Genomic DNA, 12,782 nt, shown 5'->3' with positions numbered 1-12,782 from the left:
TACTAAATTATTGTAGTACTATCTCTTAGAACGATGAATAAAGTTATAACAACTTCGATGTAAAAATGCAGTACTCAACACCTTAACTACGTCTTAACAATTTACATTTACAGTTGAACAGCTTTAAACATTAACCTGACAGGATACTGTTTCAGTGGATTGAAAGGAAATAGAATTTATGATTCTTAATTATATCGAAAGGAAAAATTACTACGATGTTAAGAAGATACTAAGAAAAAAAGGAAGAAAAAAAGATGAGAAATTCTTGATTTTATACAAAAAGAAAACTTTGTCAATGGTAAAACCATAAACAATTTTAACAAAAAATCATTTATACGGAATAATTCTTACGAAAATTTTGTTAAAAAAGTTAAAAAATTAAACAAGAAACAACTTACATTGTTTTTGTGTTTTCATACAATATTAGACAAAACACGTAAAATTCTCCTAATTATACGATTAAAGAATAAATAGTAAGCAAGCTAATAAGCAATTATTTTAATTGATTTTAATGATAAAGAAGAGTAACACCTTTATTCTTTTATTTCACTCCGTATTTATCGAAAAGATATACTAAACTTGCCATAGTGGCTGCACCGAGTTCTAACTCACGTTTATTAATTGCATCAAAGGTATCATTCTTAGCATGGTGATAATCAAAATAACGCTGAGAATCAGGGCGTAATCCTGCCAGAACTATTCCATTCTTTTTAAGAGGACCAATATCGGCCCCACTACCACCCTTAGAGAAATAATGAATTAAATAAGGTTCGAATAGTGATTTCCAATTTTGAACTTGAGAGAAATTTGCATCGCTACAATCAAACGAAAAACCTCTAGGCGTAAAACCACCTGCATCACTTTCTAAAGCGAAAACATGATTCTCCCTTTTGTTTTTAGCAATTTCCGCATATTTTTTGCCTCCTCGTAATCCGTTTTCTTCATTCATAAATAAGACAACTCGAATAGATCTCTTTGGTTTGTATCCTGCTTCTTTAAACAATCTTAGTACTTCCATAGATTGAACTACTCCAGCACCATCATCGTGTGAACCATCGCCTAAATCCCACGAATCAAGATGTCCTCCTACTACCATATACTCATCTGGAAATTCACTTCCTTTAATTTCGCCAACTACATTAAAAGATTCTACATCTTTCCAACTACGACAATTCATATTCATTAGAAACTTAATCTTTGGATTCAATGTTAACATGGAGTGCAATAATTCTGCACCATTTGTACTGATTGCAGCTGCGGGGATTTTCTCTAAATTAGTTAAGTTCCCATAACTCATAGTACCTGTATGTGGAAAATCATCTAACCTTAGGTTCATAGAACGTACAATTACACCAACCGCTCCAAATTTTGCTGCCTCTGCAGCTCCAGAATATCTTTGATCCACACATCCACCATATGCTTCAAAAGTATTTATTAGATCCGCTTGCATCGGACGATTATAAAATACAATTTTACCTTCTATTTGACTGGTTCCCAGTTTACGAAGATCTTCTAGCCCTTTTACTTCCACAATTTCTGCTTTTACTCCACCAATTGAAGTTGGAACTGAGCCTCCAAGTGCGCAAATAGGTACATTAGTTGTTTCACCCGGTTCTGTCTCAATATAAGCAAACTCTGTTACTCCTCTAGTCCACTTTGGTACCATAACGGACTGTAACCAAACCTTGTCAACTCCTACTTCTTTTAATTCCTTTTCTGCCCATTCTACGGCTTTCTGAGCATTTAATGAACCAGACAACCTAGCTCCGATCTGATTAGACAAATGATCTAACCAAGCATAACTTTTACCTTTTAATAATGAAGTATTGTAAAAATTTCTAATCGCTGTAGAATCTTCTTTAGCAGTATCTACCTGGCTAAATGAGATAAAAGAAAAAAACAAGCTAATAATAAGGGTTACGTTTTTCACAGAAGTATGGGTATAATATTATTTAATTACCTAATAGTGGTACTCTTTATTCGTTTTCTAACTGTTGTTTATATAATTCTATATTAGATTTCGTTTCCTCATCTAATTCTGGTTCTCTGATATCATCATACTTCCTTAACGTATCATATAGTGTTTTTGCAACAATATATCTGGCAGCAGGCTTATTGTCCGCTGGAATTACATACCAAGGTGCATGAGGTAATGATGTTTTATTTATTGCATCTTGATAACAAGATTGATATTTATCCCACAATTTTCTTTCTTTAAGATCTCCTGAAGAAAATTTCCAGTTTTTCTCTTTTTTCTCTAACCTACGAAGCAATCTATTCTTTTGTTCATCTTTTGACAAATGCAAATAAAACTTATAAATTAAAGTTCCGTTTTCTGCTATGTGCTTTTCAAAATTTCTAATTTGTTCAAAACGTTTTTCCCAAAATGCATCATCAATATCTTCAACTGAAGTAACACTTGGAAGCTTTTCTCCTATAATATATTCTGGATGTACTCTTGTTACCAACACATTTTCATAATGTGTTCTATTAAAGACAGAAAATCTACCTCGTTGTGGCAACGCAATATAATGTCTCCATAAGTAATCGTGTCCTAGTTCTAAATCTGTAGGCACTTTAAAACTATGAACGACAATACCTCTTGTATTAAAATCTTTAAAGACCTCACGAATAAGACTATCTTTTCCGGCGGTATCCATCCCTTGTAAACAGATCAAAATTGCATACTTATCGTGTGCATATATAGTATCCTGAAATTGACCTAATTTTTCTCTGACCTTTTCCAGTTCTTTTTCGACTTTTTTCTCACTCTCACCAAGATCATATGTAGTTGGGATCTTTGATAATTCTATTGGATGAGAAACTCTGAAATCTTCGTGATTTATTTTATTCATAATATAATCTGTATTATCTCTGGTAAGATACTAAAGTTTTAGATTGGTCAAAAAAGAAATGTGTTAAGGAAGAAAAGAATATGTATGATTAATACCAATAAAAGGTTCTAAACTAAAAAATCGACCGTTCATGTTTTAGGATTTTAGAAAGACATCATTATAGGAATTAATAGAATTTTCACAAAAACTATCTATTTAAAGACTAGGGGCATGAACTACTTATCTTGCGTCAAAATCATAACTAAATCCGATAAGGAATGTATCGTATTGTCTTCCTAGACTTTTAATATTAAATTCTGCAAAAATATGAACAGGAACAGATATTTGATGCAAAGCTCTTATCTTGATTTGGGCTCCGTGATTAAAATCACCTGTTCTAAAAGCAATTAACGCATCATCTTCAATTTCTTCAAAAACACTTGAATCATTTCCTATGTAACCAAATCCGGCGGTTATTGTCGTAGGATACCAATTAAACAAAATTAAATTCACTCCCAGAGCAAGCTCATTATATCCTTCTACTTCTTGATCTGACCCTATAGAAAATAGTCGATTATATTCTCCTATAAAAGTTGTATAACAATTGGAAGCATATTCTATTCTAGCTCCTAAACCAACTTCCTCAACAGTACCAAAACTCTTGATAGCTACTAGACCATAATTTATAGCACTTGGTTCATATTGCGCATTCGCTGTAAACGAAAGGCAGAATGATATGATGACAAATAAAATTCTCTTCATTTTGGGGCAAATATATTTTAGAGATAGGTCGCAAGATAATGATTCTTCTTACTTAGCCGCAAAAAGTTTAACATCCTCTTCGCTCACCTCTTTGCCTCCAAGGATGATAAGACGTTCTACAACATTTCTTAATTCTCTAATATTACCAGTCCAATCATATTGTTGTAATTGTTTAACTGCTTTATCCGAAAATGTCTTTACTGGTGAACCTTGCTCACCAGATATTTTCTTTGTAAAATAATCTACCAATAAAGGAATATCTTCTCTACGGTCATTTAATGCAGGTACTTTAATCAAAATAACTGCAAGTCTATGATACAAATCTTCTCTAAATTTATTGTCAGCTATTTCCTTTTTAAGATCTTTATTAGTTGCAGCCACTACCCGAACATTTACCTTAATATCCTTGTCACTACCTACTCGTTGGATTTTATTCTCTTGCAATGCCCTTAGTACTTTAGCTTGTGCAGAAAGACTCATATCTCCTATCTCATCCAGAAATATAGTGCCTCCGTTAGCTGCCTCAAACTTACCTGCTCGATCTTTATTTGCTGATGTAAACGCTCCTTTTACATGTCCAAATAATTCACTTTCGATTAATTCTCCTGGAATTGCTGCACAGTTTACTTCTATCATTGGACCTTTGGATCTATCACTTTTTTGATGTATCCAGTGAGCCACTAATTCTTTTCCAGTTCCATTTGGTCCGGTAATTAAAACCCTGGCATCGGTAGCTGCCACTTTTTCAATAATATTTTTAATATCCGAAATCGCATCAGACTCACCGATCATCTCATAATTTTTAGAGACTTTCTTCTTCAGCATTTTATTTTCTACTACGAGTTCTTTTCTATCCAAAGCATTTCTAACCGTATTTAACAGACGATTAAGATCAGGTGGCTTGGAAATATAATCAAAGGCTCCTAATCGCATTGTATTGACCGCTGTATCTAAATCCCCGTGTCCGGAAATCATAACCATAGGTATTTCTGGTTTGATTTTTTTTGCAGCCTCTAATACTTCTACTCCATCCATCTTAGGCATTTTGATATCACATAATACCAAATCATAATCATCATTCTTGATTTTTTCAATTCCTACTAGTCCATCCTCAGCCTCAAAAACTTCATACTTATCACTTTCTTCTGATAATATTTTAACCAGTACTCTTCTGATTGCTGCTTCGTCCTCTATAACTAATATTTTCGCCATTATAATTTTAATTTAATTCCACCTCGCAGATAAAATGTGTTTCTATCGTTAAGAACCAGAACGTTTTCTTGATTTTTATCTCGCAAGCGGATTTCATTACTTAATGTATATCCTGCGTATGTAAAGAACAATAAGTGTTCCGTAAAATAATATTCGTATCCCAAAGCACTGTTGATAATTAACATAGATGCATTTTCTGCTACTTTAGTATCTCCGTTTTCATCAACAAACGCTCTGTTATTCTGTATATTACCATAAAACCGATCTAATCCTATAAACGCTTGTAAAGTATTTGTTTCGTTAAAAAAATACTTAATGCTGGTTTTTGGTGTACCTAAAGCATACGACCAGCTAGGATGAAATCTTTTAGTATAATTAATAATAGGCAATGGAAAATTAATACTTGCCGGAGAAGCATATCTCAGTCCTAAAACTAATCTTGCTGTTTTAGGTGATGTTTTTTCACCATAACTTTTTACAAAATATACAGATCCTGCATACCTAAAATCGTCTCCATCTATTCCAGAACCTTCTAAATTGGATGAGAGCCTTGTACCTAACTTAGCTCCAAATCTCCAATTGTTTTTCATTTTGTAGGTATATCCTAATTCAAAACCTATAGTATGAAAATCCTGTAAACCTTCTTTATCAACAATAATCGTATCATCATTAAGTTGCAAATTGTTTAATCTATACTGAAAAGACATAACAAGGTACGTTCCGCGGTCATTCATTTTAAAAGGATAATTTCCTGAAAATCTAAAACCGCTATATACATTGTCGCTTTTTGACTGAGGTATATATACATATTCTGCCCTTGCTAAATTCGTATCCTGCGATCTTACTGTGCCGATAACACAACAGATCGAAATACAAATCATCAGCAGGTTCTTATTATTCATTTTTAATTATCTAGGGGCTTTAATACTATTCTTTTGGATTTAAGATAGTGATTTCCCGTTGAGGGAAAGGTATATTTATCTTATTCTCTCTAAACAAACGATCAATCTCAAATCTTATTTCACTTTTTGGAATCCCAGCCTGAAAACTATCATTCATTGTAAAAACGAGCTTAAAGTTTAATGAACTGTCTCCAAAATTAGTAAACAATACTAATGGTTCAGGAGTTTTTAGAATCTTCTCATTATCCATTGCTATTTTAATCAGTATATCTTTCACAAGATTTACATCACTACCGTATGCAACTCCAATCTCAACCGATTCTCTAGTAATAGATCCATTTTGAGTCCAATTATATAAGGTAGAAGTAAGATATTTATGATTAGGTATAACCAGTACTTTATTATCAATAGTTACTGCTCGTGTGGTTCTTAATTTAATTTCTTCTACTCTACCAACCTTACCATCTAGTTCAATAATATCTCCTACATGAACTGTTTGGTCAATAAGAATAAAAATTCCAGAAATAACATCCTGAATAAGTGTCTGCAATGCTAAACCAACCCCAACCAATAATGCTGCAGAAGCGGCAAAAATAGCCGTGATATTGAATCCAATACTATCAAGAGTGATCAGAATAACAATAATATAAATGAAATACTTCGAAAAGGAAAAAACCGATTCAAATTTCAATTTATCCTCATTTTGTAATTTTCTTGTAACAATTTTTCGAATAAATCTTAAAGATATTGTAGTAACAATAAGAATAAAAATCACAAAAAGTAGCAGACCAACAGTCAGTATAATCGAGTGATCATCTGGTCCGAAATGAAAAATTTCATAATCCAAAAACTTTTTGATGTTGCCCCAAACATCTTCCTGGATCACTTCTTTAACCTGTTCTGTAATCTCCTCTTGGATCATATTAATACTTTAGCCACTTAAATAATTCTTTATAGCTTGGTTTTTTGCCATACATCAATATACCAATTCTATAGATTTTACCAGCAAACCACACCATAAAAATAATACTACTCATCAGTAATACTATAGAAATCAAAATCTCCCACCAAGGAACTCCAAATGGTATTCGCATTAACATAACAATAGGAGATGTAAGAGGAATCATAGAAAAAATTGTAGAAACAGTTCCGTGTGGATTTTCTATCACAGCAAAAAAACCAACATAAATCCCTAACATTAAAGGTAATAAAATAGGTAACATAAACTGTTGTGAATCTGTTTCACTATCTACCGCTGCGCCTATAGCTGCATATATAGAACTATATAAAAAGTATCCTCCGATAAAATATACAAAGAAAGAAAATACTAAAGCTAATAATGGAAGTTTTAGGATATCCTGAATCAGAAGTTGTATCTCTTCTGGATTATTTTCTTGTAACGCAATAGATGGATCTACCCCTACAGGTTGGGGATCCATTCCAAATAAAGAGGTAGCAATCAAAAGAAGAACACCTCCTAAAATTAACCAAATAAGAAATTGTAGAATTCCAGCAAAAGAAGTACCTAAAATTTTACCCAACATCAATTGCATAGGTTTAACTGAGGAAATTATGATCTCTATAATACGGTTTGTTTTTTCCTCTATTACTGATCGCATCACCATATTTCCATAAATAATGATAAACATCATTAATAAATAGCCTGCTAATCCTCCAAATGCCATTTTTACATAATTAGACATTTTAGAAGTTTTCTCTCCTGAAAAATTTTCTATCTGAATATTAATTCTTGCTTTAGAATTTTCTATCGTTTCTAAATCAAGACCTTCTGCTTTATAGTTTTGATTTGTTAGTTTATTTGCTATAATTCTTTCAATGGTATTCAGTACTGAAAAATTCGGTGATTCTTCTGCATAAAACTGAATAGATTCTGAAAGCTCTTTGTTCGTTGATTTCTTAGGTATATACAGTAACCCATATAGTTTTTTAGAAATCACAGAATCCTTTGCGACCTCGATATCATAATTACTATAATTAATGTATTGTACCTCATCAGTATTCTTAAGATCTACAGCAAACAATTCCGTTTCATCGATAAAAGCGACTTTCTTAACTTCGTCATTATTAATAGTAGTTAACCAAGCTATTAATCCAATCATTCCGACAACAATTAATGGACTAAGAAATGTCATCACCACAAAAGTTCTATTACGCACACGAGATATAAACTCTCTCTTTATGATTAACTGTAAATTACTACTCATTTTCTGTAATTGTTTTAATGAATATTTCGTTTACGCTTGGTATCACTTCGTTAAATCGAACAACTTGCGCTCTTTCCGATAAATATCGAAGTAAATCATTAGAAGAAGTATCTTTATCCAAAGATATTTTCAGTTTTAGTTGATCTTCTATTGTCTTAAAATCCGCGGGTTCAGTTATAAACTTATTTTGCAAAGCTTCTTTTAATTCCCCATTATTTTCTGACAATAATCCTACTTCAAATATATTTGCTTTGTATTCTTTTTTAATGTCGGATACTTTTCCTTCCAATATTTTATTGGATTTATTGATCAGTGCCATATGATCACACAATTCTTCAACGCTTTCCATACGATGAGTAGAGAAAATTACGGTAGCACCTTCATCTCGTAACTGAAGAATTTCGTCTTTAATTACATTTGCATTAATAGGATCAAACCCGCTAAAAGGCTCATCAAATATCAACAGCTTTGGTTTATGCAATACCGTTACAATAAATTGCACCTTCTGTGCCATCCCTTTAGAGAGTTCTTGTATTTTCTTATCCCACCAATGTGATATATCAAATTTATCAAACCAATATTTTAGTCGCTCTTTAGCTTCTTTTTTGCTTAACCCCTTAAGTTGAGCAAGGTATAACGCTTGTTCACCCACTCTCATAGATTTATATAATCCCCTTTCTTCTGGCAGGTATCCTATATCCTTAATATGGTGAGGTTGTAATGGCGCTCCATCAAGAAATACATTTCCCGTATCAGGAAGTGTAATTTGATTAATTATTCTTATCAAAGTTGTTTTACCAGCTCCGTTAGGGCCTAGTAATCCAAAAATACTTCCTTTTGGTACTTTAATAGAAACATTGTTTAGAGCTATAAATTCTCCAAACTGTTTTGTCGCTTGCTGTACCTCCAAAAGATTGGTCATATAGAAATGTAATTTATTCTGAGATTAAAAAACTATGCTAAGTAAGTCAAAATATTAATGAAATGAAATAAATAGCGTTACTTAAACAGATAATTAGATACTAATAACATTTAATCTATATAATGATGGCGCAATCAATATTCAACCTATTCATAAAACTTTAATTCTATAAAAAACAAAACCCACCCTGAATACAAGTATTAAGGATGGGAAAAAAATTGCTATGAAAAAGAAAAATTATCACTAAATGCGCTAGTGATGTTTCAAATATACGAATTTTTATTAAACAAAAATCAGCATTTAAAAATGATTCTGCTTATAATAGTGTCATTCTTATTATTATGAAAACATGTCTTTTACTTTTTCAAAAAATGATTTGTCTTTACTATCTGGACTAGGTTTGAAATGATCGTCCTGAGCCATTCTTTCGAAAAACTCTTTTTGTTCTTTATTTAATGTTTTAGGTGTCCATACATTTACATGTACTAAAAGATCTCCTTTTCCATAGCCATTAATGCTAGGGATTCCTTTACCTCTTAATCTAAGTATTTTACCACTTTGCACACCTTCTTCTATCTTAATACGTACTTTTCCTGATACGGTATCAATCTCTCTTGATGCGCCTAATGCAGCTTCAGAAAAACTGATATATAGATCATAATGAAGATTATCTCCTTCTCGTTGTAGTTCTGGATGATCTTGCTCTTCTATTGCCACTAAAAGATCACCTGGCACGCCATTACCTGGTGCTTCATTTCCTTTTCCAGAAACTTTAAGTTGCATACCATCTTCTACCCCAGCAGGTATTTTTATACTTACTGTTTCTTCAGATACTTTTAGACCTTGACTATCTGCATCTGCAGGTTTTTTATCTATAATCTGTCCAGCTCCTCCACAAGTAGAACAGGTGGTAGATGTCTGCATTCTTCCTAGAATAGTATTGGTAATTCGAGTCATCTGACCACTACCGTTACAAGTCGAACAGGTTTTATAAGTAGTTCCCGGAGCTTGAATCTTACGTTTTACTTTGATTTTTTTCTCTACTCCGTTAGCAATCTCTTCTAATGTAAGTTTGACACGTATACGTAGATTACTTCCTTTTACACGACGTTGTCTTCCGCCGCCGCCGAAACCGCCGCCAAAACCACCGCCACCAAAAATATCTCCAAACTGACTAAATATGTCGTCCATATTCATTCCGCCGCCGCCAAAACCGCCACCAAAACCACCACCACCTTCAAAAGCTTGATGTCCAAATTGGTCGTATCTGGATTTTTTATCAGGATCGCTTAATACTTCATATGCTTCTGCTGCCTTCTTAAATTTCTCCTCTGCCGAAGCATCTCCTGGATTTTTATCCGGATGATACTCTATCGCTTTTTTACGATATGCTTTTTTAATTTCGGCTTCTGTAGCATTTTTACTAAGGCCTAAAATATCATAAAAATCTTCTTTCATCTATTTATCTTATTGTCCGGTTACTACCTTAGGAAAGCGAATTACTTTATCTCCTAATTTATATCCTTTTTCTATAACATCTACAATCTTCCCTTTTAACTCATCACTAGGTGCTGGTATTTGGGTTATTGCTTCATGATCATCTGCATTAAACACATCGCCCGCAGCTACTTCTACTTCTGACAATCCCTTAGTCTTTAATGTTTCTCTTAATTTGTTATGAATTAGCTCAACGCCTTTCAACAAATCTTTATCAGCAGATTTTTCGATCTCTTTCATAGCACGATCAAAATCATCTAATACTGGTAACATAGATTGCATAACATCCTGACCCGCTGTCTTAAATAATTCTATTCTCTCTTTAGAAGTACGTTTTTTGTAATTCTCAAATTCTGCAAAAAGTCTTAAAAATTTATCTTTTTCTTTTTCTAAGTCTTCTTTTAGCTGTGTTTCAACATCTACTTCTTCTACTTCAGTTTCCGCTACAGTTTTGTCAAGTACTTCTTCTACTTGATCCTTTACATCTTCTGTATTTTTATTTTTCTTACTCATGTAACTAGTACCTTTTATAAGTTTCTTTTTTGAAGATGCAAAAGTACTGCCATTTTTGAATAAATGTCATAATGTCACAGGAATATTTTAGTATATATTTAAGAGTATTCATTTTCTAAAAAAATAATTTTGGCTTTTTAAAACTATAAACTAGAATTATTATGAAAACCAAATTGATAAACTTATTTGCCATTACTGCAATTATAGTAGCGGCAAGCTCTTGTAAAGGCGAGAAAAAAAATGAAACCGAAGCTACTGCTGCGGAAGAGGTAGTAGAAGCACCTGCAGAAGCAATAACTTATATTGTGGACAATGCTGCTAGTACTATAGACTGGGTTGGAAAGAAACCTACAGAGAATCATACAGGAACGATCAGCATCGCAAAAGGTAAAGTAAAAACGCAAGATGGAAAAATCCAAAGCGGATCATTCGTAATTGATATGACTTCAATTAATGTAACAGACTTAGAAGGTGACCAAAAAGCTGGATTAGAAGGACATCTTAAGGGAGAAGGAGAAGGTAAAGAAGACCATTTCTTCAATGTAGCTAAATTTCCAAATGCGTCTTTTGAAGTAACTGGTATTTCTGAAAAAGAAGGAAAAACAGTTATTGATGGTAATCTTACTATTAAGGGGATTAAGAAAAATATTTCTTTTCCGGCATCAACTTCTGTAGAAGGAAATACGATGACATTAAACAGTGAAGTTTTTACTATAAATCGTACAGATTGGGGTGTGAATTATGGATCTAAATCCGTTTTCGAAAACTTAGGTGACAAGTTTATCTTAGATGATATCGAGTTAAAAGTTAGCCTGAAAGCTAATAAAGCTTAAAGTAAAAAACTTTTATATATAAAAAGGTCAGCATTTTAGAATGTTGACCTTTTTATATTTTATAATGTATTCTATTAGATAAGATCTTCGATCGCTTGAGTTATATTATCATGCTTAAATCGAAAACCTGTTTCCAAAATTTTATCACTACACACCCTCTGACTGCTAAACAACAATACATGCATATCTCCTAGAACAAGCTTCATCATAAACTTAGGTACATTAGGCAATATTATTTTTTTAGTCAAGTGATCAGCGATAACGTGTGTTAGTTTAGCGTTTGAAACAGAATTGGGTGCCACTGCATTATACAAACCTGTTAACTCTTCCTGAACCACATACATAAACATTTTTGCCAAATCCTCTACGTGTATCCAACTCTGCCACTGTTTTCCATTACCAAAAACAGCACCCATTCCTTGTTTTATAGGATTCGTTATCTTAGGAAATGCTCCACCTTTATTAGAAAGTACTAATCCAATTCTCAGAATACTCACTTCAATATTTAGAGCTTTAAATTCGTAAACCGCTGTTTCCCATTTTTTCACCACTTTTCCTAAGAATCCGGTATCCTCCAGGGAGGAATCTTCCATATAATAATTCTGAAAAGAATCAGGATAAATCCCAATGGCACTTGCAGATACTATATGACGAATAGAATGTTTTACTTTTTTAAGCGATTCTAAAATAAGTGAAGCTGTATCAACACGACTATCGATAATCTCTTGTTTATATTTTCTTGTCCAGCGCTTGGCTACCGAAGCCCCAACAAGATTAATAATCACCTCTACATCCTCAAAACATCTAACATCTATTTCGGCTGCTGAGGGGTTCCAGTAGAACCCTTTATAATTTTTTTCTGAAGTAAGTTTATTTTTACTGGTTGTAAGATAATGTACATCAATTTTTGATTGATGACATAGTCTAACAATTTCCTGACCAATAAGTCCGGTCGCCCCAGTAATTAACACTTTCATTGTTGAGTTATTTCGTGCAAAATACCAACCACTTTTAACATAACCTACCTCTTTATTATAGGTTTAACAAATATTAAAATCATTGATCAAGAAAAGTATAAATAC

12 protein-coding genes are annotated in these 12,782 nt (G+C 32.8%); 1 reads left to right on the top strand and 11 read right to left on the bottom strand.

Translation table 11 applies throughout. The features are described from left to right. Positions 1-541: 541 nt before the first annotated feature. The 10 genes from Q0829_RS13750 to Q0829_RS13705 all read right to left on the bottom strand — a co-directional run bounded on the left by Q0829_RS13750 (position 542) and on the right by Q0829_RS13705 (position 10,867). Positions 542-1,903 (bottom strand): M20/M25/M40 family metallo-hydrolase, encoded by a 1,362-nt coding sequence (locus Q0829_RS13750; RefSeq protein WP_298544385.1) that lies wholly within the window; start codon positions 1,901-1,903, stop codon positions 542-544. 73 nt (positions 1,904-1,976) lie between these two features. Continuing rightward, positions 1,977-2,855 (bottom strand): PPK2 family polyphosphate kinase, encoded by an 879-nt coding sequence (locus Q0829_RS13745; protein WP_298543889.1) that lies wholly within the window; start codon positions 2,853-2,855, stop codon positions 1,977-1,979. A gap of 219 nt (positions 2,856-3,074) precedes the next feature. Beyond that, complete coding sequence (locus Q0829_RS13740; RefSeq protein ID WP_298543886.1) at positions 3,075-3,596, bottom strand: hypothetical protein; 522 nt, start codon at positions 3,594-3,596, stop codon at positions 3,075-3,077. A gap of 48 nt (positions 3,597-3,644) precedes the next feature. Then, a complete protein-coding gene (locus tag Q0829_RS13735) occupies positions 3,645-4,808 on the bottom strand; it encodes a sigma-54 dependent transcriptional regulator (RefSeq protein WP_298543884.1) in 1,164 nt (387 codons plus the stop codon). Beyond that, the gene (locus Q0829_RS13730; protein WP_298543882.1) at positions 4,808-5,710 is read right to left on the bottom strand and encodes a DUF6268 family outer membrane beta-barrel protein; all 903 of its coding nucleotides are present in this window, start codon (positions 5,708-5,710) and stop codon (positions 4,808-4,810) included. Before Q0829_RS13730 ends, Q0829_RS13735 begins: the two co-directional genes overlap by 1 nt. A 25-nt stretch (positions 5,711-5,735) precedes the next feature. Further along, positions 5,736-6,632: a mechanosensitive ion channel domain-containing protein gene (locus Q0829_RS13725; protein WP_298543879.1), complete on the bottom strand. Its 897-nt coding sequence runs from the start codon at positions 6,630-6,632 to the stop codon at positions 5,736-5,738. Position 6,633: 1 nt separating this feature from the next. Beyond that, positions 6,634-7,935 (bottom strand): ABC transporter permease, encoded by a 1,302-nt coding sequence (locus Q0829_RS13720; RefSeq protein ID WP_298543876.1) that lies wholly within the window; start codon positions 7,933-7,935, stop codon positions 6,634-6,636. Continuing rightward, entirely contained in the window at positions 7,928-8,857 is a 930-nt protein-coding gene (locus Q0829_RS13715; RefSeq protein ID WP_298543873.1) for an ATP-binding cassette domain-containing protein, read from the bottom strand. The genes Q0829_RS13720 and Q0829_RS13715 overlap by 8 nt, the downstream gene beginning before the upstream one ends. 339 nt (positions 8,858-9,196) lie before the next feature. After that, the gene (gene dnaJ / locus Q0829_RS13710) at positions 9,197-10,315 is read right to left on the bottom strand and encodes a molecular chaperone DnaJ (protein WP_298543870.1); all 1,119 of its coding nucleotides are present in this window, start codon (positions 10,313-10,315) and stop codon (positions 9,197-9,199) included. A gap of 9 nt (positions 10,316-10,324) precedes the next feature. Next, on the bottom strand, positions 10,325-10,867 hold the full coding sequence (locus tag Q0829_RS13705; RefSeq protein ID WP_298543867.1) for a nucleotide exchange factor GrpE: 543 nt from the start codon (positions 10,865-10,867) through the stop codon (positions 10,325-10,327). A 161-nt stretch (positions 10,868-11,028) separates the two neighbouring features. Here Q0829_RS13705 and Q0829_RS13700 point away from each other — a divergent pair, with 161 nt between their 5' ends. Continuing rightward, a complete protein-coding gene (locus tag Q0829_RS13700) occupies positions 11,029-11,700 on the top strand; it encodes a YceI family protein (RefSeq protein ID WP_298543864.1) in 672 nt (223 codons plus the stop codon). A 74-nt stretch (positions 11,701-11,774) separates the two neighbouring features. Here Q0829_RS13700 and Q0829_RS13695 read toward each other — a convergent pair whose 3' ends face one another. Next, a complete protein-coding gene (locus Q0829_RS13695; protein WP_298543826.1) occupies positions 11,775-12,677 on the bottom strand; it encodes a TIGR01777 family oxidoreductase in 903 nt (300 codons plus the stop codon). Between the last annotated feature and the right edge of the window lie 105 nt (positions 12,678-12,782).

The sequence above is a fragment of the uncultured Aquimarina sp. genome (assembly GCF_947492405.1).
Lineage (GTDB): Bacteria > Bacteroidota > Bacteroidia > Flavobacteriales > Flavobacteriaceae > Aquimarina.
Note: the sequence above shows the minus strand (reverse complement) of the source record. Positions and strands in the feature narration are given on the sequence as shown.